Source organism: Roseimicrobium gellanilyticum, assembly GCF_003315205.1.
GTDB classification, from domain to species: Bacteria; Verrucomicrobiota; Verrucomicrobiia; order Verrucomicrobiales; family Verrucomicrobiaceae; genus Roseimicrobium; species Roseimicrobium gellanilyticum.
In genome coordinates this window covers 347838-372006 of record NZ_QNRR01000004.1, presented here as the reverse complement: position 1 = coordinate 372006, position 24169 = coordinate 347838, and the positions used below count along the sequence as shown (strand labels likewise).

18 protein-coding genes are annotated in these 24169 nt (G+C 59.2%); 12 read left to right on the top strand and 6 right to left on the bottom strand.

The features are described from left to right. Window positions 1–200: 200 nt before the first annotated feature. Complete coding sequence (locus DES53_RS13960; RefSeq protein WP_170157104.1) at window positions 201–941, bottom strand: helix-turn-helix domain-containing protein; 741 nt, start codon at window positions 939–941, stop codon at window positions 201–203. A 408-nt stretch (window positions 942–1349) separates the two neighbouring features. Continuing rightward, the gene (locus DES53_RS33500) at window positions 1350–1823 is read right to left on the bottom strand and encodes a histone (RefSeq protein WP_113958879.1); all 474 of its coding nucleotides are present in this window, start codon (window positions 1821–1823) and stop codon (window positions 1350–1352) included. A gap of 111 nt (window positions 1824–1934) precedes the next feature. Between DES53_RS33500 and dusB the strand changes: the two genes are divergently transcribed. The 3 genes from dusB to DES53_RS13940 all read left to right on the top strand — a co-directional run bounded on the left by dusB (window position 1935) and on the right by DES53_RS13940 (window position 4443). Continuing rightward, on the top strand, window positions 1935–2978 hold the full coding sequence (dusB, locus tag DES53_RS13950) for a tRNA dihydrouridine synthase DusB (RefSeq protein WP_113959082.1): 1044 nt from the start codon (window positions 1935–1937) through the stop codon (window positions 2976–2978). 432 nt (window positions 2979–3410) lie between these two features. Continuing rightward, window positions 3411–3737 carry a hypothetical protein gene (locus tag DES53_RS13945; protein ID WP_113958878.1) on the top strand — a complete coding sequence of 109 codons (327 nt, stop codon included), beginning with the start codon at window positions 3411–3413 and terminating at the stop codon, window positions 3735–3737. 367 nt (window positions 3738–4104) lie between these two features. Continuing rightward, complete coding sequence (locus DES53_RS13940) at window positions 4105–4443, top strand: hypothetical protein (protein WP_147263406.1); 339 nt, start codon at window positions 4105–4107, stop codon at window positions 4441–4443. Between the two features lie 159 nt (window positions 4444–4602). On the opposite strand, the gene DES53_RS13935 is transcribed toward DES53_RS13940, so the two are convergent. After that, window positions 4603–6624 (bottom strand): monovalent cation:proton antiporter family protein, encoded by a 2022-nt coding sequence (locus tag DES53_RS13935; protein ID WP_113958876.1) that lies wholly within the window; start codon window positions 6622–6624, stop codon window positions 4603–4605. A gap of 181 nt (window positions 6625–6805) precedes the next feature. Here DES53_RS13935 and DES53_RS13930 point away from each other — a divergent pair, with 181 nt between their 5' ends. From DES53_RS13930 to DES53_RS13910, 5 genes are all read left to right on the top strand, one after another. Then, window positions 6806–8581 (top strand): DUF4241 domain-containing protein, encoded by a 1776-nt coding sequence (locus DES53_RS13930; protein ID WP_113958875.1) that lies wholly within the window; start codon window positions 6806–6808, stop codon window positions 8579–8581. Between the two features lie 79 nt (window positions 8582–8660). Beyond that, window positions 8661–9080, top strand: coding sequence for a hypothetical protein (locus DES53_RS13925; protein WP_113958874.1), 420 nt, complete (start codon window positions 8661–8663; stop codon window positions 9078–9080). A 213-nt stretch (window positions 9081–9293) separates the two neighbouring features. Next, on the top strand, window positions 9294–10715 hold the full coding sequence (locus tag DES53_RS13920) for an MBOAT family O-acyltransferase (protein WP_245958178.1): 1422 nt from the start codon (window positions 9294–9296) through the stop codon (window positions 10713–10715). Window positions 10716–10744: 29 nt separating this feature from the next. Further along, on the top strand, window positions 10745–12538 hold the full coding sequence (locus DES53_RS13915; protein WP_113958872.1) for an alginate O-acetyltransferase AlgX-related protein: 1794 nt from the start codon (window positions 10745–10747) through the stop codon (window positions 12536–12538). A gap of 346 nt (window positions 12539–12884) precedes the next feature. Continuing rightward, window positions 12885–13523, top strand: coding sequence for a hypothetical protein (locus tag DES53_RS13910; protein ID WP_147263404.1), 639 nt, complete (start codon window positions 12885–12887; stop codon window positions 13521–13523). A gap of 226 nt (window positions 13524–13749) precedes the next feature. On the opposite strand, the gene DES53_RS13905 is transcribed toward DES53_RS13910, so the two are convergent. Together DES53_RS13905 and DES53_RS13900 are read right to left on the bottom strand one after the other, a co-directional pair. Beyond that, a complete protein-coding gene (locus DES53_RS13905; RefSeq protein ID WP_170157103.1) occupies window positions 13750–14895 on the bottom strand; it encodes a hypothetical protein in 1146 nt (381 codons plus the stop codon). Window positions 14896–14963: 68 nt separating this feature from the next. Next, window positions 14964–16439, bottom strand: coding sequence for a glycoside hydrolase family 10-like protein (locus DES53_RS13900; protein WP_170157102.1), 1476 nt, complete (start codon window positions 16437–16439; stop codon window positions 14964–14966). Window positions 16440–16586: 147 nt separating this feature from the next. Between DES53_RS13900 and DES53_RS32990 the strand changes: the two genes are divergently transcribed. Continuing rightward, window positions 16587–17627: a PH domain-containing protein gene (locus DES53_RS32990; RefSeq protein WP_170157101.1), complete on the top strand. Its 1041-nt coding sequence runs from the start codon at window positions 16587–16589 to the stop codon at window positions 17625–17627. A gap of 33 nt (window positions 17628–17660) precedes the next feature. Here the strand turns inward: DES53_RS32990 and DES53_RS13890 are convergent, their stop codons facing one another. Beyond that, complete coding sequence (locus DES53_RS13890) at window positions 17661–18053, bottom strand: hypothetical protein (RefSeq protein ID WP_113958867.1); 393 nt, start codon at window positions 18051–18053, stop codon at window positions 17661–17663. Window positions 18054–18247: 194 nt separating this feature from the next. Between DES53_RS13890 and DES53_RS13885 the strand changes: the two genes are divergently transcribed. The 3 genes from DES53_RS13885 (at window position 18248) to DES53_RS13875 (ending at window position 24132) form a co-directional block, all read left to right on the top strand. Beyond that, window positions 18248–18781 carry an RNA polymerase sigma factor gene (locus tag DES53_RS13885; RefSeq protein WP_113958866.1) on the top strand — a complete coding sequence of 178 codons (534 nt, stop codon included), beginning with the start codon at window positions 18248–18250 and terminating at the stop codon, window positions 18779–18781. 57 nt (window positions 18782–18838) lie between these two features. After that, complete coding sequence (locus DES53_RS33495; RefSeq protein ID WP_211325544.1) at window positions 18839–22216, top strand: YfbK domain-containing protein; 3378 nt, start codon at window positions 18839–18841, stop codon at window positions 22214–22216. Between the two features lie 71 nt (window positions 22217–22287). Further along, window positions 22288–24132, top strand: coding sequence for a HEAT repeat domain-containing protein (locus DES53_RS13875; RefSeq protein WP_113958865.1), 1845 nt, complete (start codon window positions 22288–22290; stop codon window positions 24130–24132). Window positions 24133–24169: the final 37 nt, after the last annotated feature.

Below are 24169 nucleotides of genomic sequence, written 5' to 3'. Positions count from 1 at the left end.
ACTGGCTAGTCACAGTTCCCGCGCGAACTGGGAAGAAGAGTTCGCGTGTGATGCATCATGAAGTACTGGGTGGGTATCACTTGGAGTTGGGGGGGTGGGGGTTTTCGATCTGGACTGCTCCAAATCTGACCAAAGCCTACCGAAAAATGCTCGGCGGGGTCTTGATCCCAACCGACGCCTTTTTTAAACTTTCCGACACATCAGTCGTTGCTATCCAGCTTTCGCCCCTGCGCTTCCATAAGATAACGCTGACGATACTTCAGCGGTGAAATTCCAATCGCCCTGCGGAACTGTGTTGCAAATGCGCTCTGTTCGCTGAAGCCACACTCCAGCGCCACGTCCACAATGGGCTTGGCAGTGTGCGCAAGAGAGTCGCATGCGAGCTTCATGCGATTCTGTGTGATGAATTCTCTTGGAGTCATGCCCAGAATCTCGCGAAAGCGGCGTTCGAGCTGCCTCTCCGACATCGCCGCCATGCGCGCGAGGTCCTCCACGGTGTAGCTGCCAGCCGGATTGTCTCTGATGAACTCCACCACATCGTCCAGACGCGTGCCCTCCAGCAGCTTTCTCCTGCCACCTTCATAGAGCTGTACGGTGCCCATCACTCCGATCACCGCCCCGTTGCTGTCATGCACAGGGAATTTGTTCGTCACATACCATTCGACGGCTTTGTTTCCGGGATTCACCAGGAGCTCAACAATGTTCAGCATCGGAGCATTGGACTCAATGACGACGCGATCATCATCACGAATGCGGTCCGCGATGTGTATCGGATACAGATCATGATCGGTGCGCCCCAAGTTCGACTCCTCCGTGCCGTGATCAAATCTCCGCCTGGGCCCCTCCCCTAGCGCGACGAATCTACCCATGAGGTCCTTCATGAAAAACGTGACACCGTCCAGATGATCAAAGACCAGTCTCAACTCCTGCGAACTTCCCATGCGAAGAAAAAAATCCTTCTGGAGCTGTCTGGCCTCTTCGCGATTGGATATGCTGGTTGCTTGCGACGGGAAATTGACCTTGGCGGCACTCATCTGCCTCCATCGTATCCAAACCTGCCAGAGCCCCGCAAGACCTAACCAAAACACACCAGATTTTGTGATCCACTTCGTTCAGAATCGATGTGCTGAATCTTGATGCTCACGACAATCTGCACTTTCTCTGGCACTATATTTCTCTATTACTTGGATAACTGAACAACAACATTGCCACGCCGCAAATGACGACTGGTCAGCGATTTTCCTGAAGGTGCACTTCTCTCCTTCCACCAAAAAAAAGCGCCGGACATCATCCGGCGCTTTTCAATGCTGGTTTAAACTCTTATCTCCCGTCAGGAGAACTCTGAGTCACTAGTTTGTGCCCGAGGGTGCTGGGGCAGGAGCAGGAGGTGCAGGAGTGGGAGCCGGCGCAGGAGCTGCATCCGTGGCGGGAGCAGGTGCGGGAGGAGCCGGAGTCGGGCTCACTGCTTCCTTCACCTTGGCCGCGGCCTCTTCAGCCTTCTTCTTGGCCTCTTCGGCAAGCTTGGCTGCGGCTTCCTTCGCTTCAGCAGCGGCTTTGTCAGCTTCCACCTTGGCAGCGTCTACGGCCTTCTCAGCCGCGACTTTGGCCTCTTCCATCTTCTTCTCAGCCGCTTCTTTCGTGGCGGAGGCGGCTTCCTTGGTGGCGTCTACCGCCTTGTCGACAGCCTTCTTGGCCTCTTCACCCGACTTGGATGCTTCCGTCTTGGCTTTTTCGATAGCCTTGGCAGCCTCGTCCTTCTGCTGTTCACAAGCGGTCATACCGGTGGCGAGCAATGCGATGATGGCAAAATGGTGCAGTTTCATAGGGTTACAGTGTGTCAGTCCCCATTGCACAACGCAACCAGCATCTCCTTCAAGTTTTGCTAATCATTGACCCAACCTTGCGAATTGGCCCGCATGAGGCATGGTAGCTGGATGCTCCCGTGGCTCCAGCCTGATCGTTTCCCTCTGTACCTCGCCCCGATGGCGGGAGTCACGGACACGGTTTTTCGTGGCCTCTGCAAGGAGCTCGGCGCGGATGTCACGGTGACCGAATTTGTTTCTGCAGAAGGCATCCTCCAGGCGGATGAGCGCACCCGGAAATATACAGACTTTGACGAACCCCAGCGCCCTCTGGGAGTCCAGCTCTTCGGCGCAGACGGCAAGCGCATGGGTGAGGCTGCACGCAAGATCACGGACTGGAAGCGTCCTGACTTCATCGACATCAATTTCGGCTGCCCGGTGAACAAGGTCGTGGCAAAGAACGGCGGATCCTCCCTACTGAAGGACTGCCCGCTGCTCACCAATGTGGCCAGCGAACTCGTGAAAGCCTCTCCTGTGCCCGTGACTGCAAAGATGCGCATTGGCTGGGATTCGGAGAACGTCAACGCGCTCGACGTTTGCCGCCGCCTCGAAGACGCCGGCATCCAGGCCATCGCCATCCATGGACGCACACGCGCTCAAGGCTACACCGGTCTTGCGAATTGGGATGTCATTGGCATGTGTGCGGAGGCAGTGAAGATTCCCGTCATCGGGAATGGTGATATCGCCAGTGGCCACGATGTGGAAAGACGCCGCCGGGAGACAAAAGTGCGTGGCATCATGATTGGCCGTGCCGCCATGGGAAATCCATGGGTCTTCCGTGAGGCCAAGCACTATCTGGGGACAGGCGAACACCTTAGCCCAGTCACCATGGAGCAGCGTTTCGAATTCATGCTGCGCCACACGCGTCTGGCGCTCGTGAGCAATCGCTACAAGGACGAGATCAGCGCCATGCGTTCCATGCGCAACCGCCTCATGACCTACACCGCTGGTCTGCCCGGAGGAAAACACCTGCGAGCCAAGTTCTGCCATGTGAGTAGCGTTGCCGAGTTGGAAGACATCGCGGCGGAGCATCTCGCCGCCACCTCTCGCGGCTCACATGTTGCAGATGCCAATGCTTCCACCTCAGAAGAAGGCGAGCTCCTCGTTGCGGCATAGCCTCCCCTCGCCCTGAGAGGTCGTTAGAGGCGCTGAGGAATTGGCAATTGACTGCGATCGGAAAGGCCGCTGAAAACGCAGAGGTGAAATATCCCACGCGCGCACAACGCACACTTCCTTGTATCATATCCTGATACCAGACACCTCATCACATCATCTTGGACACACCAGCAGCGAGCCCCTCCGCTCAACTGGACCTCTCTTGTTTCGTGCATTTTTCACTGCGTTCACCTTCGCGGAAGCACGCATTCGACATGCCATCGAACAGCATTCCCGTGCATAACGCCAGACACAAAAATATTCCGCAACGGAAGGCAAATTCATCCATCCACCGGATAAGAGCCTCACGATTTCGAGACATCTGCACCGTGAAGATCACTCCTCACGGTTGCAATCACAGAAAAAACCGAAACCGACCCATTGGAACTACCCATGAAGACCATCCTGACCACACTGGCCTGCCTTGCCTTTGCCCTTGTCACCGCATCCGCTGACGACAAGAAGACCACGACTACGACAACCACGTATGGCTCCGGCACCATCACTGAGTACACCCCCGGCACGACTTTCGTTCTGAAAGAAACAGCCGGGCCGGTGACCTACAAATACGGTGACAGTGTCACCTACGTGACGAAGAGCGGCACCGTGCTCACTGAAGAGCAGGTGAAGACTCGCATCAAAGTGGGCGTACCCGCCCGTGTGTATTACACACCCGCCGGTGAGACCAAGACAATCACCAAGGTAGAAGTGGATGATTGATCCTCATCCCTCTCCCTGAGACCTGAATCAAAGGCCCACACTCGCCGCGATGTGCAAATGTCGCGGCGAGCTCTTTTGAAAGTGAAATGAAGGATATGGCATGCAGCATTTCGTGCATCATTCCGCACGCACACTGCACCAGCCACCCGCGATCCAGTGGATGGAGTTGCACGAATTTGAGATGCGATATTTCGCCTCGTGCAACCTGCCCACCAGATTATCGATAAACAAAGATAATCACTCGCGGCAATGCCATCCGCCACCGCGCGCGAGGGCGAACCTTTAGAGTCTGCTACGGCAGCAACCTCTGTCTTTTGCAGACTCGCACGACAAACAAAAAACCCAAACACCCCAAACCTTAATCCCAATGAAAACCCTACTACTGACGCTGGCGTGCGCCATGTTCACTGCAGGAGCAGCCTTCGCGGATGATCGCACCGTGACGACTTACAGCACGAGCACCGGCACCATCAATGCGTACACCCCTGGAAGTTCCTTCATCCTGACGGAATCCGCCGGCCCTGTGACGTACAGCTATGGTGACGGCGTCACATACGTCACCCGTAGCGGCGTTGTGTTGACGCCTGAGCAGGTGCAGACCCGCATCCGGGTGGGCATCCCTGCCACGGTGCACTATGCCCCCATGGGCGAACGTCGCGTGATCCAAAAGGTGGTCGTCGATGATGACGACGACGATGATGATTAAACTCCAGGAGGGCGCCTGGCCGCGCGCCTCATGAGAACATCATTGCCGATAGATCGAATCCAACTCACCAACAAACGCATCGCCGCGGTGGCATTCCATCGCGGCGATGTTTTTCTTGAGAAAAGGGATAGAGCACCGATCACAAGCCAGCCCTTCCTCCTACCCCATCACCACCTTCGCCTTTTCAATCTGCGCGATGGTTCCAATCAACAACACCGAGTCTCCCGCCTTGATCTCCTCATCAATGCCGGGATTGATCACATTCTCACCCGAGCGCTCGATGCCCACGATGCTCGCGCCGGTGAGCGTACGCAGTTTCAACTCGGCAATCACCTTCCCTGCCGCAGTGGATGTCGGCGAGACAGTGATGGTATCGAGCTGTGCCTCACGCAGCAGAGGGTGCACCTTGGACTCGGATTCCTCGTGTGGATGAGGCGCCGGCGGTGTCTCGAAGGTTTCCACCAGAGCAACCTGGGCACGAGCATGCAACCGGATGAAGGAGCGACGCAGCAAAAGCGTTGCCACCAGCAGCAGCAGGGCGAGCACGATGAGCAAATTCCACGAAGGCAGCAGCGCAGAACTCAGCAACAGGATGTAGATGCTCAGGGCCACGCACCCAGCTACAAACGCAATCATCTGCACCACCGCACGCAGAGCGGCGGTCCGCTCTCCTGCAGCTTTCCTCGTCACACTCATCTCGCTCAGCAGCATCGCGAAGGCCTGCCACTTGCGCACCACCGCGATGATCATCGGCAGGCTCAGCAGCATCGCGCCTAGCAACACCATGCCCTTGAGCGCATTGTCCCCGCCCGGGGCCTCAGGCCAGCGCTCCAGAGCAAACCGTCTCGCATAAAAGGCCCCGATGAACACGCCCGCAATCAGCAGCAGATTAAGCGCAATCTGCCAGCCCCACTTTTTCAGGAACGTGCTTGGACTGCGTCTACTGCCGCTCTTTCCGAGCTGCCCCACCCAGTGGGTGTATGCATCCAGGGCGCGGCTCACAGAGACCGGCATCACTTTCTCAGACCAGGCTACAATGGTGTCTGAACTGCGAATGAGATACGGTGTCAGCAACGTGGTGATGGCAGATACCGCCACCGCGATTGGGTAGAGGAACTCGCTTGTCACCCCTTTCTGCAAACCGAAAGCCGCGATGATGAAGGAGAACTCACCAATCTGAGCGAGACCCATGCCCACGCGCATGGAGGTTCGCAGATCATTCCCTGCCACAAAGGTCCCGAGGCCGCAGGTGATCACCTTGCCCAGCACCACGGCGAGCGAGATCACCGAAATGGCCCCGATGTGTTCCCACAGGACTTTGGGATCAATCAAGAGACCGATGGAGACGAAGAACACCGCACTGAAAAGATCCCGCACCGGATGCATGAGCATCTCAATCTTCGCAATCTGGCGTGCCTCCGCAATGATGGCACCGATGAGGAAAGCGCCCAGAGCCACGCTGTACTCCAGCTTCACCGCCAGCATCGAGACGCCCAGGCACAGTCCGGTGACCGTCACGAGCAGCATCTCATTGCTCTTGAACTTCGCCACGTAGTTCAGCAGGCGTGGCACAATGATGAGTCCCGCCACCAGAAGCACACCGAGGAATGCACTCAGCTTGCCCACAGTGACGCCCACCTCTGCCGCACTCAGTGACCCTGTGGTGGCGAAAGCCCCCAGCATGGCAATCATCAAGATCGCCAGGATGTCCTCCACAATGAGGATGCCGAAGATGAGCTGGGCAAAGGACTCCTTCGTCTTCCCCAGCTCCTCCAGTGCCTTGATGATGATCGTGGTTGAGGAAATGGCCAGGATCGCGCCGAGGAAGACGCTGTCCATCGTATGCCAGCCAAAGGCCCTCCCTATCTGGTAGCCCACCCACACCATCAGCACGATTTCCATCGTCGCTCCAATGAGGGCCGTGGCCCCTACCTTGGAGAGCTTTCTCAGGCTGAACTCCAGCCCGAGGGCGAACATGAGGAAGATCACGCCCAATTCCGAGAGCGTCTCAATGGTATGCTTGTCCTCAATGAGTGCGTAGGGCGGCGTGTGGGGGCCGATAATGACCCCAGCAAGGATGTACCCTAAAACCACCGGCTGCTTCAGCCTCCGGAATATCACCGTCACGATTGCCGCTACCATCATCACGATCGCGAGGTCCTGGAGAAGCGTGTGATGCATAGGGCTGGAAGGGGGCGTGATGGTCGATAAGAGGGTGAAGCGGGTGAATGGACCCCGTCAGGGGTGGTAAAACCACCCTTTGCACAGACCTCACGCGGTGCGCAACCCCTCGGGCAAAAAAAGCGGCATTTTGTCGTATGCGAGCGTGTTATTTCTCCCACATGCCACTTTCGGCCGTCCCATGCGCATCTCGTATTTGGCGCGGCTCGTAGTGAATCCGGGCAGTCCCGGCAGATTAAGATTGAGAGGCTCGCGCGAACTGCGTCGCCGCGGGAATGAGCGCTCACAGGCACTGCGCTCACTGGACATCCATGGAGGCACCAGTCATCTTGAGCGCATGCCCCAAAGGACCCGGATCCTTCTCACCTACGCCATCGGCATCGCCCTCCTGTGGGTGCTCGTGTTCTGGCTCCGGCATCTGTTCCCTTCCAGCGAGTACCTGAAGTCGTTTCCCAGCAGCAAGACCTCATCCTCACTGATCTCACCGACCTCACTGACCTCACCAACCACTCCGCCTGTGACTCCTCAGAACACGCCCCCCTCCTCCGAAGGCAGCACTCCTGAGGCGCGAGTCGAGGCGTACATTCGCGAATGGCATGCCGCTTGGCTGCAGAGCGCAAAGCCGCACCTCAACACGATGCTAGCTCTCAGCATGCCGCAAAAGGATGGCAGTTCTCCAGGCATCAAGGACTTCATGAAACTGCAGGAGGGCTGGAATCAAATCATCCGTGGCGTTCAGAAGAGGCACAGCTCCGTGTCCCACGAAGACTTTAGTGATCTGGAGTCAAGTATGGGCCATCCCCCAAGTCATGCTCCCGGTGGTGAAGTGGTGACCAAGGTTCATGTGGAATCCAACGGCGCAACGGTCACCACTCGGCTGGGAGATTCTCCGCCTGAATTCAATGTCTATCAACTGACCAAGGGCAACGGCAGCTGGTACATCCGCTCCATTGATCGCTTCTTCAGTGATGAAACGGAAGCGGCGTTCACTGATGAGGAGCGCACAGCCATCCTCGCAAAGGTGACACCTGATGCGGCGCTTCCCGAACTGAAGCCGGGTGCGGCACCGAACTGCGACCGGCTTTTCACCGAGGGACGCAAGGTCACCTTTCTCAACAAGGAGCACACGCTTCATGTTCACTCCGGCGGAATGCTGAGCGTGCCTTCAGGTGTGCTGGGGGTGCATCACCTCGGCGCCTTCCCCGAAGAAATGCGGCCACTCACCCTGCGCATCACTCCAGGTGACCATGCATGTGAGTATGCCGAGGTGGATGGCACCGTGGCAGCAGCCAGACTCCTTCTGGACAAGTCTTCCCCAGCAGTCACGTACCGTCCGGCCCATGCCCTGGAAGCTGAGGACAATGAGGCCAGCGTAAATCATGGGAATGTCGCCGTCTTTGACGCGGCCGCGTTCATGCAGGTGTCGAAACGGGCGCACGAGGAGCACTTCCAGCACGACTATGTCGACCACGTCCTGGCACCGGGATCGCACCCCGAGAATCCAACACCCATTCGCCTGGGAAATCCTCCCTCCGGGAAAACAAACTGTCTCGTCATCTCCATGGACGGTGGCTGTCTGTGCTATTGGGGTCTGGATGCCAGCGGCAAGCCGGTCTCCCTCATCCTGGACTTCCTTGTCATCGCAGAGCAGCTCAAGGACCGCTGCAAGCTGCCATGGCCACCTGTAAGCGACGGCCCTTCATTGACTCACCCCACGCTGCAAAGTCACCAGACAAGCATTCATCTCGGCAAAGAGGGAGGCCGCGTGACCTTCCAGGTGAAAGGCGACGATTTCTTCCGCGCCATCTGGCGCTCCGCCAATGGCAGCATGGTGGCTGACACTGATGGCATGGGTTTCGTAGACACAGGTGCCGCCGTCACGTACACCTTTCAAGAAGGCATGCTGGATAAGGCCACCGAGATTGAGGTGGAGCTACACGCCGGTCATCGGAACTAGCGCAAAACACCTCTCCATCCCAACTCCCATCTGCCCCGTCGCCCATCAGTGAAATACTCCCTGCGAGCAGACCACGAAGATGAAACCGTTGAGTGAAGCGGACAAGGCTTTGATTCTTGAAATCCAAGAATGCTTCCCTGTGGAGGCATATCGTGGAGGCATCCCGAAGAAGGTCGACGCCAATATTGGCCCGTTGCGCAGCAAATTGTGTCGATTCGCCCTCTCCAGTACCCGGGGTCTGCTGGGCGACGTGCTGATCGACATCCTTGTGGGGAATGAGCAATTCGATGACTTCATGGTGCTCTACTATCTTGAAGTTGGTGAGAAGCCGACGGCAAAGCGGGAGGAAGCCATTCGAGAATTTGCCTGTCTCACGAAGCGCCAGCGTCGTGTGGTGGCAGACTGGCTGCATCACGTCAGCTCCTTTGCTCTCGCGAGCGATCAGGAAGCCTACGACCGCGCGGCAAGGTTCTGGGATGGGTTCGCGGAGGAAAGGTAATTTCTATAGGCGGATGGGGCGTGGCGGTTGGAGACCAACATCGAGCACCCACCCCTCCTCCACGTCCTGTGGTCACCGCCTTTCTGTGCGAAATCCCCGGATCACCCCACCCTTTCCGCCCCGCATCCCCCGTTTGACCCCCACGCCGACCCCGGCTAAACACAGCGCGTGGTTTTCAGTTCGCACATCTTCATTTTCTTCTTCTTGCCGCTCGTGCTGGCGGGCTACTACGGCATGCTCGCCGCGAAGACGAGCATCACCTCCCGGCACCTCTTCCTCACGTGCATGGGCATGGTGTTCTACGGCTGGCACAATCCGTGGTTCGTCCTGCTCATGCTGGGCACCACCGCCCTGGACTACAACCTCGGGAAGATGATCGTCAACGCGGAGAAACTCCGCGAAAAGGGCGCCACGGACGCCCAGGTGCACGCGCGGAAGAAGCTCGGCATGGTGCTCTCCGTCGTCTCGAATCTCGCCGCGCTCGCCTTCTTCAAGTACACCGCCTTCGGGGTGGAGAGCATCCAGGGTGTGTCTGACTGGATGGGCTGGGGCCACGTCACGGTGCCGGAGTTTTTCCGGAATATCGTCCTCCCGGCGGGCATTTCCTTCTATGTATTCCAGAGCCTGAGCTACTGCGTGGACCTTTACCGCGGGCACGCAAAGCCGGCCGAGTCGTTTCTGGACTTCACCTGCTTTGTCTCGCTCTTCCCCCACCTCGTAGCCGGTCCCATCGTGCGGTACGGCATCATCGCGGAGCAGATGCGTCACCGTGTCCACACAGTGGATGGCTTTGCCCTCGGCCTCACGCGCTTCGGCTTCGGTCTTGGTAAGAAGATCCTCCTCGCAGACCCCATGGGCGTCATCGCGGATCAGGCCTTCGGCGCAGGAGATGGCAGCCTCAGCACCATGACGGCTTGGGTGGGCATCATCGCGTATGCCTTCCAGATCTACTTCGACTTCTCCGCCTACTCAGACATGGCCATCGGCCTGGCAAAGCTCCTCGGGTTCTACTTCGTGGAGAACTTCAACTCACCGTACAAGAGCGCCAGCATCACCGAGTTCTGGAGGCGGTGGCACATGTCCCTCTCCACCTTCCTGCGGGACTACCTTTACATCCCGCTGGGTGGCAATCGCATGGGCGTCTCCCGCACCTATGTGAATCTCATGCTCACCATGGTCATCGGGGGCCTGTGGCACGGTGCCTCGTGGAACTTCATCATCTGGGGCGCCATCCACGGAGCTATGCTCTCCTTCGAGCGCATGATGGGGAAGAAATCCTTCTACGGCGCGATGCCCAAGCCGCTCAAGATCATCCTCACCTTCTTCATCCTGCTCATCACCTGGGTCTTCTTCCGCGCGGAGAACTTCGAGGTCGCGAAGCGTTTCCTGGCCACCATGTTCGGCATGGTGCAGGCCGGCCCCACCGCCGCGCTACTGGAAGCGCAAATGCTCACGGATGTGAAGATCTACCAGTTCCTGCTCTGCGCGTTCGTGGTGTGGGTCATGCCGAATACGCAGACCATCCTGCATCGCTTCGTCTGGTGGAAGGCCGTCATTGGACTCGTCCTTTTCGTCGTCGCCGTGATCATGATGTTCACCATCGGTCACAGCCCCTTCCTGTATTTCCAGTTCTAGTTCCCTGAGTTAAACTTTCTGCATATACCATGGCCGCCGACGCCCCCACCAGCCCCAGGCACGTGCCTGACAATCCTTATCCGGAGGAAAAGGAGACCACGGTGTATGCCATCAACCGCGGCTTCTGCGCAGTCATCATCGTGATCTTCTTTGCGCTGGTACTCACCCCAGTCGTGCTGGATCATCTGCGCCGCTCCTCGCATGAGGAAAACGGCGCCGCGTATGCGAAGCGCCGCGCCTTCTGGTACGAAGTCTTCAGCCCGCCTTCCTTCGACCCGAACCAGCCCAATCCGGAGAAGAAGAAAATCGTCTCCCACCTCCGCTGGCTCGAACGCGGGCTGGATCAGGCCGACTACGCCGTGGCCATGAGGCAAAACACCCAGCAGTGGCTCATCGACAAGTTCGCCGAAGGCAGCCAGAAGGTCTACATCGGGTGGAACGGCTGGCTCTTCTACAACGCGGATCTCAAGGCACTCACCGGGTACGGTCCTGTGAAGCCCGAGCCCTTCAGCGTGATGAAGGATCCCGAACTCGCGAAGCTGCCCACCGCCGCGGCCTGCATCACGGAGTTCGCTGCCCAGCTCAAGGAGCGCGACATCCAGCTCCTCTTCGTCCCCGTGCCGTTGAAGCCCATGCTCTACAGTTCAGAGGTGGCAACCTCCCTGGAGGTAAAATCCATCACGCATCCTGACGCGGCAAAGTTCTACGACTCACTGCGGCAGCAGGGCGTGGATGTGCTGGATCTCACGGAGGACTTTGTGAAGTTCCGCAACACTCCCAAGAACTTCTACTTCCTCGAATCCACTGCCGCCAATCGCGACATCGCACGCAAGTCCTTTGAGCAGACCCAGGAAAAGGAGGATGCCTTCCTGCTGCAGGACACTCACTGGACCCCCGATGCCATGCGCATGGCCGCAGAGAAGGTGGCAGACCACGTGAAGCAGAAGTACCCCAATGCCTTCCGACCCATGGCGCGCACCATCACCAGCGCCGACGGTGTGTACCGCGACAGCATGGGCGACCTGGTAAAACTGCTCGATCTGAAGAATCCAAAGTCGCTCTTCGGTGAGGAGGAGCAGTTCCTTCGCGTGGTGGGTGATGGCACGGAGGACAAGTACGCCCCCATGGTGCTCCTGGGCGATAGCTTCGCGAACATCTTCGATGATCCGAGCATTGGCTTCGGTGATCCGGATGCGCCGGAGAAGCGCATCCGCGCGGGCTTTGCGCAGCATCTCAGCCTGCTGCTCAATCAGCCGCTCGACGTCATCGCGCAGAATGGCAAAGGCGCCACCGGCGTACGCCGCGAGTTTGCCCGACGCCACGACGATCAAGTGCGCGGGAAGAAACTCGTGATCTGGGTGATTGCCGCGCGCGATGTGCTCCTCTCCCGCACCGCCGCGCACCAGGCGAACATCGAGTGGGATGTGGTGAAGTTTAATCCCAACAAAAGCCCGGATGCTCTTGAGACCTCTCCCGTAGCTGCCACCTCCAGCAACATCGTGGTCGAAGCCAGTCTCAGTGAAAAATCCGCCAACCAGGATCCGGTGGGCACCCCCTATCGCGATGCCCTGCATGCTGCCGTCTATGATGTGACCAGCGTCGGCGAAGGTGAACTCGCCGCGAAGCAGATCGTGGGCATTCAGTGGACCTTCAAGGACAAGGTCATGCAACCTACCGCCAGCTTCACCGTGGGTAAGAAGTACAAGCTTACCCTCGTGCCTTGGGACGGACGCAAGGAACTCCATGGCTTGAACCTGCAGGATGACACCGTCGCCTTTGACGCCCCCCGCTTCTACGTGGAGAAGGCAGAAGAGGTGAAATAAGGCGCGGTGGAGCTCCGGCTCCAAAAGTATTGCACCATCGAGACAAAAGCTTTCTTCAACGGCGGAACACTGTCACGCACGTACAGGGCAGTGCCATTTTGAATAGCGTTATCTGTAACGCTGCCTTCCGCTCTAGCGAATCTTCCAAGGGCCATAAATACGGGACACGCCCGGCATTTCTATGGCTATCTCCTAAATAGAGTGCCTACGCAGACTCACCTCAACTCAATTACCATTATCCAAGCAATTCATGCACAATAGCCTTGCTGAAATTCGCACGATTTGATTTTATGCGGGCGTGCACGCGGAAAAGAGAACCCCGTCCCGTGTAGAGAATCTAGTCACCGTGGTCGCAGTCGCGGTTCCTGCGGTGTGGCTTGGTCTCATCGTCCAGGCATACATGAACCGGGCTGCGGAGAAGCAGGAGGTTGCGCAGGGCATCTCCAATTGCCGGCAGATCATCACTGCCGTGTATGCCTACGCCTCCGATCATCGCGGAGGACCAGACGGACTATCTGACCGTCAGAAAACCTCCTCCTCATCCAACCAAGCGTTCAAGATGCTCTTCGCAGAGGGCATCTTGGAGAATGAGCTTATCTTTGGCTGCCCTCAGAGTCCCTATCAGCCGGACGGAAAAATCGGCACTGCCCCCCATTTTGTAGATGCGTTGAAGGCTGGGGAAAACCACTGGATGTTTACCCCGCACCTCTCTGACTCCCCCGGCAGCTCCGTTCCTTTTGTTTATGAAAATGCCGCCGTCGCCACTTGGAACCCCAAGTGGAACGCCGATGCGAAGCGAAGACCGCTGCCCGGACGTACGTGGACGAAGGGCATCATCATCGGCATGCATGACAAATCCGTAGCCCTTGAGAAACTGGCCGCCACGGAGGGAACCGAAGTCCCGCTGAAAGCGATGTCCGACAATGGGAACACGCTCTTCACCCAACATGGGGACAAGTTTGAAGTGCTCGATGTCGAGCGATGAGGCAGCGTAGCTCGCGAGCTAGAGCGGTTTAAGTTACAGTGTAGCCATTTTCGTCTTGGGGCGCGCCACCCCAAACGCGACCAGCGGTCGCAGCCACAGCTGCGGCCTGAACCATCCGCCACGGCAGTAAGTCTTGGTACCACTGTGGCTGCGACCGCTGGTCGCGGTGCGGCAAGTCACCCCTGATCCAAGGCCACGACTTTGTTTAAACCGCACCAGGTTGCAGCTACTGCTGCACTCGCACATGCGCATCCTCTCCGCCTACGTCCACCAAATCCAGCTCGGGCAGGAACTGGCGCAGCTTCTCCGCCATGTGGCGTGAGTAAAGATGCGCACCATTTTCATTGATGTGCGTACGGTCCGCCATGTGTTCCACCTTCAATCCACAGTCGGCCGGATCCGGTGTGTAGAGCCGTGCCAGCGGCTGTGGCTTGAGGGACTCGATGTAGGCCACGAACTTCGCGTGCCCCTCCTCGTACTCAGGCACTTCTCGGACCTTCTTCATTACCTCCGGGTGCACCGGGAGCTCATGGAAGACCACACGTACCCGATGCTTCACAAACCAGTCCAGGCTTTGGCGCAGTGAGTGATCCTGCAGCTTCGAGAGTCGCCAGTTCCCCACCATGCGTTTCGCCGCGGCATCGGGAGAAAGTGTGAGACGCTCCTTGGCCAGAGTGCTCTTGTGGTGCCAGGCATGCCAGTCAGACGCGGGGGCAGTGCGCTGCTCCGGGCATGGGTAGATGGGGTTGCCCGGTTCAGGATCCATCACGTTCAAGACCACCGACTCCAGTGAATGTCGTACCGACCGCACGGGCATCAGCCATTCCGCAATCTGGCCCACGCGATTCGCCCGGTTCTTGAGAAGCATGCGCTCCGAAAACGTGGCATGCTGGTAAAAGTCCGTCTGCACACGGCTGTCACCATCGAGGGATTGCCGCAGCACAAAGGGATTCACCTCCACCACGGCGAGACGCAGCTCGCGCAGATGCTCCTCATTCCGCCGGATGAGATTCCACAGGTCAAAAGGCGTGCCACCCTCGCTGGAGAGGTTGCGCACCTCCGCAGGGTTCAGCCCCGTCTCGCGTGCCACATCATCCGCGATGATGGCCCAGAGGCTCTGGCTGCTGCCAAAGAAGGCCACCTTCACCGGGGAAGGCTGCTTTCTCAGCGTGTACGTTTCCGTCGCGTTGAAGGCATCCATGCCATGATGATCAAAGTGTGGCTCATCCCGCAAGGGCTCCAGCGCGAATCTCCCGAGGGCAAACACCCCCAGCGCTATCCATGCACTGGAGCCAAACCAACGCCTCGTTCCAGCCTTTGTTGATGCCGGTGGCGAAGGTGATGTCGACGGGTCGGAACCAGGGGCTTCCATGGACGCGCGAAGAAACACCAGAGGCCGCATTTCGCAAGCAATGCGTCTCTACGTGCCTCGGCACGGAGTCACCGCGCGACCGACACCTCACCCGCAATCCCCGTGCGGGTGATGGCGCGCACCGCAATCGCCTGCGCCCCCTTGGGATAGCTGAGAGAGCGCTCCTCCACAGGCAGGGAGCGCAGCGATATCCACTGGGAGCCATCATACACCTGCACATGCCACCACTTCACGAAGGAGTCGAAGCGTGGGTCGGCATACTGCCACTCAGCCTTCCCGTCCTGGATTCTCACAGTCGGAGCGGCAGGCTTGTCTTTTCCCAGCCAGGAGGCGGAGGGTACCAGCGCATAGTCCTGGTAGGCGCGCTGCCCACAAAGATCCGCCAGCGTACCGAGATTCTTCTTCAAGGCCGTGAAGTTCCAGTGGATGTGCCCGGGCGGCATGTATTGCATGCGGTTCCGCGTATGGCTGATCTGGCGCAGGATCTCGGCAGGCTGTCGATCGCGCAGCACCCGCTCAGACGCCATCCCCGGCCAGATGTGACGCTGCGCCGTATTCTGCGTAAGCCACCAGTCGAAGAAGCCGATGAAGCTCAGATTCTTTTGCTCGATTGGCCAGTAGAGCTGTGGCGCGAAATAGTCCACCCATCCATTCTGCAGCCACTTCAACGAGTCTGCGGCAAGGGCCTCATACGGATCCAGCGCCCCCTTCCCCATCCCCTCCGGATATCCGGGACGCCACAGGCCAAAGGGGCTGATGCCCACACGCACCCAGGGCTTCTCACGCTTCACCCCCGCGTATAGATCGCGCACAAAGGTGTTCACGTTGTCGCGGCGCCAGTCAGACCGGCTCAATGTGCCACCGGAGTCCTGGTACTTCTTCCAGGCCCTGCCATCCGGAAAGGGCACCGTCGCGCCCTTTTCCTGGATGGGGTACGGGTAGAAATAGTCATCCATGTGGATGCCATCCACGTCATAGCGTCGGGTCACATCCAGCATCACCGCCAGGCTTTGCGCGCGCACGCCGGGCTCACCGGGATCCATCCAGAGATTCTCCCCATACTGCCAGCACCATTCAGGATGCGTGAGGCTGATGTGGTTCTTCGCCCCCTTGTATTTGGGGCCGCTCAGAGCGCGGAAGGGGTTGAACCACGCGTGCAGTTCAATGCCCCGCTTGTGCGCCTCCTTGATGAAAAATTCCAGTGGGTCCCACATGGGATCCGGGGCCTTTCCCATGGCGTGGGTCAGCCAGGGAGACCAGGGCTCGATGTCGGACTTGTACACGGCGTCCCCCGCTGGCCGCACCTGGAAGATGAGGGCGTTCAGCTTCAGAGCCGCTGCCTTGTTGCAGATTTCCACGATTTCCGCCTGTTGTTTCGGCGTCGGGTCGCCGGGCTCGAAGGGAAAGTCGATGCCGCGCACGGTGGCCACCCAGGCGCCACGAAACTCGCGCAGCGGCTCAGGGGGGCGTTCCACTTGCGCCGGACACACTCCGGCGAGACTCAGCACTGACAGCGCGATCAACGAAAGTCGGGCAGACGACATGGGCGCGCAAGATGCCAGCAAGCGCCGCAATAGCAAAAGGGCATTTGGTTTTGAGAAGAAGCGATGGACACGCGGGCCGGTTTCGCATTTTGTCATAGGCGCGCCGGACTCCGCCTGCCCCGCGCACCCCGCCCACTTCGCCCTGTCATGGCCAACGCACGCTACTTTCTGCCGGACCATCCCACCCTGAAGGATGTGTACAGCAAGAACGATCTGCGCGCGATGCTCATCTCCGGCACACTCAGTCGGAGCGACATGGTACTGGATGACGAAACGGGTCACGGCCACCTTCTCGGCGATCTGCTGGCCATGCCCTACCCGGACGTGACGAACATGCCGCGACGGAGCACGAGCGGCGGAGGCCCCTCCCCCCGCCCGCAATTGCCGCCCAATCACGAATTCCGCGCGGACACGCCGCTGCCGCGACCGGAGACCGACTTCCGCCCACCCTCCCAGCGACGCCCCGCTCGGGAAGACAACTTCAACAATCCTGATGAAGGTGACGAGGAGGAGGAAGATGCCTCGTTTGAAGACGATGAATTCGCCCCTGGTCTCGACGAAGACGAGCCTGATCATTTTGATGACCACGGCGTGGAAGATGAAGAAGAGCTCGATGAGGATGCGCTGCATCTGAATGCCTCTGCTGCCGGGTCCGGGATGCCCCCACCTGTACAGGAATGGAGGCCCGGGTACCCCAATGGCGGCATGATGCGGCCCCATCTGGGCGAGGCCGAGACCTCCTATCCGGAGGACCGCGAGCCGGAGGAAATGCTCTACCAGGGTCATCCAAGCTGGTTCGCCTATCCCAAGTCACTCCTCGGCATCGCGCTGACCATTGCCGGCGCGGTGGTGTCCCACCACCTGCACTTCGGCATGGAGTGGATGCTGTTGTTCAGCTCCATCGCCGGATTGGTCCTGCTTTTCGTGGGGCTCGATCGCTACACCTGCACCTACTTCATCACCACGCGGAGAGTGGAGATGGAATACGGCGTGCTCGGGAGAAACACACGTGAAGTGCGCATCCGCGACATCCGCGCCATTGACGTGCAACAAAGCGGCTGGCGGGCTCTGCTTGGCATGGGGAATCTACGATTCGACTCTTCCGTGAGCGCAGGTCCTGAGGTGTATTTCCGCAATGTGCACCGGCCTCACACGCTCAAGGAGATGGTGCGCGAGCTCCAGAGGTGATTGCCTCGCGCAAGAACAAGGAGCGGCACGCTCCTATTCAGAATACACAGTCAGTTGCTGAGGCATGACCACGACACGCAGGCCGCCATCCCTGGTATCGCTCTTGCCATCTGGACCATACGTCTGCAGTACCGCCTGGTCCAGACTCTGGTCGACGGCCAATAGAAAAGGCCTTCCCCACTCGTCCTGCCGACCACCACCGCCCATGCCCAGTGCCGTGCTCACACTGGCGTCAATCTGTCCGCGGTTCTCAGGCCACTTCCCATGAGTATTGCGATAATCCTGTGCAGCAACAGCACAGGCGACCAACTCCATCCTTGTATCCACGACGATATCTTTGGAAGCTCGAAAGAGCAGCCCGAGCGCCAGGAGGACGCCCACGAAAACAAGCACAAGCGCCAGAAGGACACGTTTGAGGATGATCATGACTTCCGAATGGTGTGTCTTGTGAAATCTCCTTCCACATCCCCAACTCTCACGTCATATCAAGATACCTCAACATGTGTGCCTGTGCCTGTGCCTGAGAAATCCTGCATGATGGAACGAGCGATCCACTTCTCCTTTTCCCACAGCCGAATCTTTCTCCATCTTTTTCCCAAGACTTCCTTCCCCTCCCCGTGATGCCTCCTGAAGCCTTCATGAGCAGTCGCGACCCCGACCACGCCTTCCTCCTTGGTGCCCTGGAACGGTATGAGAAGCCCCTCATACGCTATGCCATCGGCATCGTGGGAGATGTGAGTCAGGCTCGCGACATCGCCCAGGACGTCTTCATCCGGCTGAGCCAGAGCCTTGGCACGCTGGATCGCGAACGGCTCGCGCCGTGGCTCTTCACGGTGTGCCGCAATCGCGCCCTGGATCATCAGCGAAAATTCAACCGCATCATCCCCATGGAAAACGACGTGCTCGACATGGAATCCTCCAACGCTCCGACTCCCGCGGATGCTCTTGAGGAGCAGGAGACCAGCGGCCAGATCAGCCGGTGGATTGATCAACTTCCTGACAAGCAGCGCGAGGCTGTGAAGATGAAATTCGAGGCCGGGCTGAGCTACAAGGAGATCAGCGAAGTCCTGAAGACGAGCGTGGGAAATGTAGGCACGCTCATTCACCTCGGAGTCACCACCCTGCGGGAGCGCTGGCTCGCACTGAATGCCTGAAAAAAGAGCCGCATCCCACCACATCCTTTTCTGATACATCCCTTTTCCCCGAAAGCCATGAATGCGAAACTAACCGCCTACGCCCTGAATGAGCTGCCGCCTGATGAGCGCGCCGCCCTGGAGGCCGAGATGGAAACCAATCCCGCCCTGCGCGTGGAGGCGGAGGAGATGCGCAAGTTCTGCACCCTGCTCCACGACGAGGTCACTGATGCAGAAAAAACGACGCTCACCTCCGAGCAACGCTTCCGTGTGTTGCGCGAATTCACCGCGGATACGCAGCCCCTGCCAAAGAAGACCGAGCGCTCCATCTGGAAGCATCCCGCCTTCTGGGTGCCCACCGCCATCGCGGCCTGCACCACAGCCATGCTCGTGATCACCCTGAACGAACAGCGCTCACAGGCGCCTGAGGAGAGGGTGAGTCTGGCCGTTCACGCCAAAGGCAAGCTCTCCACCGAAGACGTGCGGGTGAACATTGAAAAAACAGCAAAGCCGATCTCCGCTGGCCAGACTCCCGCCCCCGGAATGCCTGATACACCCACCTTCGTGGCGGTGAATGCGCCCGTCGCTCTCGGCAAGACAGGCGATGCATTGCTTCCCATGCCCACGCCGGGCACGCCCGCAAGTCCTGCGCTGTTGCTCCCCGTCTCGCCGGATGGGACCGCCGCATCCACCCTGGTGGCCGAGGCATTGTCATCGACGATGGTGACGGAAAAAGCAGAGGCGGATTTCAGCAGTGCGAGCGAGGGAAGCCGCATCACAGGCTCAGGTAGCATTGCCAGTCGCGGCATCGCCATCGGCAGTACCCGTCCTCTGGATCAGTTCAACTTTTCAAATGACAAGCTGAGCGAAATGCCTGCGGATCCAACGTCGGGAACCTTCGGATCACTGGGTGGCCTCTCGCCAGCCTCCGACATTGTGGTGGGCGCGGGTGGGACTGTATCCATGTCTGGCAACGGCCTGGCATTGGGGCTGGAGGTCAATGAGCCTGCCGTGAGCTTTGGCCGCGACGCCTCCATGGCCAGCGGTGCCGACATCAACGGCAGCACCCTCAACCTGAATCGCAGTGGCGTGGTCACAGTGAATGGCTCGCTCACTTCCAGGGGGGCGGTGGGCGGCACTGTCATTGCCAATGGGGCTTCCACTACCGGAGATGTGCCCACCGCAGACAAGGCAGCTGCGGGAACGGGTGGAGTGACGAAGGTGGGAGCTGGCTCGATCACGCTGGCTGGTGGTACACTCGCATTCACTGGCACCACCACTTCTGCCCCCACGGGAGCACCTGCGAACACCTACACCGGAGGCACAACCCTCGCGGCGGGTAGCGTGCCCGCACTGCGTGCTGAGGAAGCGGAAACCGGTCTGCACATGGACAGTTCCACGCCCGCTGTGGCGGTAAATACTCCTCCCAGCTCCCAAGCACCCAAACCTTTGACCCGTCGCAGGGTCTTTGATACCTCCCCAGGAGCGGCACCCTCCCCCAGTGACGGCGGGGTCAAGCTCCAGGCTGCTGCCGCGGAACCCAAGCCACCCACGGAACTCGCAGGCAGGTCAGCCACGCCCGCCTCAGGCCCCGTGGCATCCCCCGCTCCTGCGGATACCATGACTCTCGCCACCCTTGCTGATACCGACGACGCGATCAAGATGCCTGCCGCTGGTGGTGCCCCCGCTGCGACCACGCCTTCAACCCCGCTTACTGGGGTTCCCAAGCCTGCCAGCGCTACTCCCGCCGCTCCTGCCGCTACCATTGCCAACCCCGTGCCGGCTCCAGCTCCCCACTTCTACGCCATCGCGGACAACGAAAACGACGCCTACAGGAGAACCCAAACCACCACTACCACCACGGAGTCTCTGGTGAGAGGCAAGCGCGAACAGGACCTGGAGAAGTTTGGCAAACAGTTGCAAGAGCTCAAGCAAATCAAAGACCTCCAGGAAGCCGAAACCCGTGCTCGCAAGCTCGTCACCCGGCATGCTGGTGGCGAGACCTACACCCCCATCTACGAGAATCCATTCCTACAGGTAGCGCAGCAACCTCTCTCCACCTTCTCGATCGATGTGGACACCGCGAGCTACGCCAATGTGCGCCGCTTCCTGAACAATGGACAGCGCCCTCCGGCCGACGCCGTGCGTCTGGAAGAACTCATCAATTACTTCCCCTATGCCTATGAACCACCCGCGGAAGACGCCGCTCCTTTCTCCGTGACGGTGGACATGGCGGAGGCTCCCTGGCAGCCCATGCACCGCCTCGCGCGCATCGCGCTGAAAGGTCGCGAGATTCGCAAGGAACGCGGTGCGGCAAACTTTGTCTTCCTCGTGGATGTGTCCGGCTCCATGGATTCGCCGGACAAGCTGCCTCTCGTGAAGCAGTCCCTGCGCATGCTCACGGAGCAGCTCAAGGACACGGACCGTGTGGCCATCGTGACTTATGCGGGTGACACTGGTGTCGCCCTCACTTCCACAACGGGTAGCGAGCGGCAGAAGATTCAAAGCGCCGTCGAAGCCCTCAATGCCGGAGGCTCCACCAATGGCGCAGGCGGCATTCGCGTGGCCTATCAGCAGGCCACGCAGAACTTCGTACAAGAAGGCGTGAATCGGGTCATCTTATGCACGGATGGTGACTTCAATGTGGGCATCAGCTCGCCGGAGGAACTGGAGAAACTCATCGCGGAGAAGGCGAAGAGCCGCGTCTTCCTCAGCGTGCTGGGCTACGGCACAGGCAATCTCAAGGACCGCACGATGGAAACCCTCGCAGACAAGGGGAACGGCAACTATGCCTACATCGACTCCCTGAGCGAAGCACGCAAGGTGCTGGTGGATCAGATGAATGCCACGCTCGTGACGATCGCCAAGGATGTGAAGATCCAGGTGGAATTCAATCCCACCCAGGTTGCTGCCTATCGCCTGCTTGGTTATGAGAACCGCGCACTGGCGAAGGAGGACTTCAACAACGATCGCAAGGATGCAGGTGAAATCGGCGCGGGCCACACCGTGACAGCACTCTACGAAATCGTACCCGTGGGCGCACGCGCCATGTCACCCGATGGACGTCCCGCCGTCGATGACCTGAAGTACGCACCCAAGCCGCCACCCACGACGGTTATGGCCACTCCAGCTCCCGGCGGCGGATCTCCCAGCAGGGAAACCATGACCGTGAAGCTGCGCTACAAGCAACCCGAGGGTGACAAGAGCCAGCTCATTGAAGTGCCGGTGACGGACAAGGAGCAGACCATGGCGAATGCGCCCCGTGACTTCGTCTTTGCAGCCAGTGTCACCGGATTTGGCATGATGCTGCGCAACTCGCAGTACTCCGGTGAACTCACCTGGGACATGGTGCGTGACATGGCCCTGCGCGGCAAAGGTGAAGACCCGTTGGGCTATCGTGGTGAGTTCCTGCAACTCATCGACAAGGCTCGTGGACTCACGGAAGGCCGGGAGTAGGACTCATCAGAGTGTTGGCAATCCTTTCTTGAGGATTGCCGACCCGGGTTCTGTTCCACTAGGATGTCGAGATGAAGCTGCGCAACCTATGCCTCTGGACGTGCCTCGCCCTCGCGGGGATGCTGCACGGTGCAGACCCGGAGCTTCAGTCCTACTTCGGCCGCGAGGGCAAGCCGGTTCCAGAGTCGGCGAAAGTGAGCGTGCAAACGGGTAAGACCACCTACCTGCTGGGTGAACCCATCTCCGTGCAGTTCACACTGGAGAATGCTGGCAAGGATCCTTTCACCATCGAGACCGGCGGAGACTATCGCGGCACCGGCTTCCCTCTTCGGTACAAGTTTGTGGTGACCGATGCGGATGGGAAGGTCATGCCAGATCTCACCCAGTACGCCATGAACATGGGTGGCATCGGCGGACCGCGTGAGTTGAAGCCGGGTGAGAAGCATCAGGAGTTTCTTCCCCTGCTGCTCTATGTGACGATCAACCAGCCCGGCCGCTACAAAGTGAAGGTCGCGCATGACTTTGGCTGGGCTGTCACCGAAACGAGAAAGCACCCCTGGGCCGAGACCACCATTGAGGTCACCATGCCCACTGCGGATGAAGCCCGCGAACTCGTGAGTCAGGCCTGCGTCCGCGGCATCGATCGAAACACCCGCGCTACGGAGACACGGCTGCTGCGTCATCCCGTATTCCTCCCCGCACTGCTGGAGAAGGCGGAGAAAGGTTCACAAGCCGCCGTGCATGGCATCGGCGGCATCCTCACGGTGGATGCGACTGCAGCACTGGTGAAGCTGACGAAGCATGAGGACGCAGGGATCGCAACGCTCGCCATCGACCAATTGCTGTCCCGGTTGCCCATGATCACCATGGGTGAATACACTTACCCGGTCTATCACACCTGGTATGAGGCCGGAGACCCGAAGCAGGCCAGTGCTTTGACCTGGGACGAGCGCTTCCGCCCTGAAACGCTCGCCCTTGGAAAACAGTGGGTGGAATCTGACAAAGTTGACCTCATCAACCGGGGAGCGCTGGTGCTCACCTCGCTGGGTCGTCCCGAGGACATGCCTGTGATCCAGGCGACACTCGCTCGCGAAACGAAAACCATCCCGGTCCCACGCAAGGAATCCGGAGACAACATCCTCAACCACCCCGGAGCGCAGGACACACTCCTTCGCGCGGTGGATGCCATCCGCAGTCGTGGCCATCGCGCCAGCACGAATGCAGACATCGATGTCGCGGGCTCCCTCATCCTGATGCGGCAGCTCGCGGACAAGACCATTCCCAAGCCCGAGGGCGGCGCGTGGAAGGCACGCCTCGTCACCAGCATGGAAAGCCCCTGCCCCACGCTCCGTGAGGAAGCGCTCAAGGCCGTGCCAGATGACATCCCCTCAGACTGGATTCCCATGGTATTGCGCCGCATGGAGGATGACGATCTCGGCGTAGTTCGCATCGCTTGCGAGGCCGCCGCCCGTAGCAAGCACAAGGACTTTGCCAAACCTGCCCTCCGCATCCTGCAGACCAGTCATCACCCATGGGTGATCCGATCCGCCTCGGAAGCGGCCTGGTTCTGCGGTGCGCACGTGGAAATGTGGGACATCTGGGCCCAACGCCTCGCGGAAAAGGAACTGCACAGCGATGCCTTCCAATACCTGCAGAAGATCATTCAGGAGGTTGAAGACAAGCAGACCATGGGCAGCGGCAGCAGCAGCCACATGACCATGGATGAGCGCTTCACGCTGCGCGACCGTTGGGTGACTTTCCTCAACAAACACCGGAAGGAGCTCGCAGACGGAAAACGCTTTTCCATCAAGGATCCCGAACTCCTGCATCTCATGCAGCGTCCCGGCTCCGAGGACGTCGTATTCCATATTTCCTTCAAGGACGGCACCCAGTGGCCGCCACTGAAGCGGGAGTAGTTTAGTACGAGCGCAGAGATGGGGCGGCAGCCGCCAA

Excerpts from the sequence above, each read along its gene's own strand:
- DES53_RS33495 (WP_211325544.1), top strand. The coding sequence starts at position 18,839 with ATGAATGCGAAACTAACCGCCTACGCCCTGAATGAGCTGCCGCCTGAT.
- DES53_RS13915 (WP_113958872.1), top strand. The coding sequence starts at position 10,745 with ATGGCCGCCGACGCCCCCACCAGCCCCAGGCACGTGCCTGACAATCCT.
- DES53_RS13930 (WP_113958875.1), top strand. The coding sequence starts at position 6,806 with ATGCGCATCTCGTATTTGGCGCGGCTCGTAGTGAATCCGGGCAGTCCC.
- DES53_RS32990 (WP_170157101.1), top strand. The coding sequence starts at position 16,587 with ATGGCCAACGCACGCTACTTTCTGCCGGACCATCCCACCCTGAAGGAT.
- DES53_RS13875 (WP_113958865.1), top strand. The coding sequence starts at position 22,288 with ATGAAGCTGCGCAACCTATGCCTCTGGACGTGCCTCGCCCTCGCGGGG.
- dusB (WP_113959082.1), top strand. The coding sequence starts at position 1,935 with ATGCTCCCGTGGCTCCAGCCTGATCGTTTCCCTCTGTACCTCGCCCCG.
- DES53_RS33500 (WP_113958879.1), bottom strand. The coding sequence starts at position 1,823 with ATGAAACTGCACCATTTTGCCATCATCGCATTGCTCGCCACCGGTATG.
- DES53_RS13890 (WP_113958867.1), bottom strand. The coding sequence starts at position 18,053 with ATGATCATCCTCAAACGTGTCCTTCTGGCGCTTGTGCTTGTTTTCGTG.
- DES53_RS13885 (WP_113958866.1), top strand. The coding sequence starts at position 18,248 with ATGCCTCCTGAAGCCTTCATGAGCAGTCGCGACCCCGACCACGCCTTC.
- DES53_RS13900 (WP_170157102.1), bottom strand. The coding sequence starts at position 16,439 with ATGTCGTCTGCCCGACTTTCGTTGATCGCGCTGTCAGTGCTGAGTCTC.
- DES53_RS13935 (WP_113958876.1), bottom strand. The coding sequence starts at position 6,624 with ATGCATCACACGCTTCTCCAGGACCTCGCGATCGTGATGATGGTAGCG.
- DES53_RS13925 (WP_113958874.1), top strand. The coding sequence starts at position 8,661 with ATGAAACCGTTGAGTGAAGCGGACAAGGCTTTGATTCTTGAAATCCAA.
- DES53_RS13940 (WP_147263406.1), top strand. The coding sequence starts at position 4,105 with ATGAAAACCCTACTACTGACGCTGGCGTGCGCCATGTTCACTGCAGGA.
- DES53_RS13945 (WP_113958878.1), top strand. The coding sequence starts at position 3,411 with ATGAAGACCATCCTGACCACACTGGCCTGCCTTGCCTTTGCCCTTGTC.
- DES53_RS13905 (WP_170157103.1), bottom strand. The coding sequence starts at position 14,895 with ATGGAAGCCCCTGGTTCCGACCCGTCGACATCACCTTCGCCACCGGCA.
- DES53_RS13960 (WP_170157104.1), bottom strand. The coding sequence starts at position 941 with ATGGGAAGTTCGCAGGAGTTGAGACTGGTCTTTGATCATCTGGACGGT.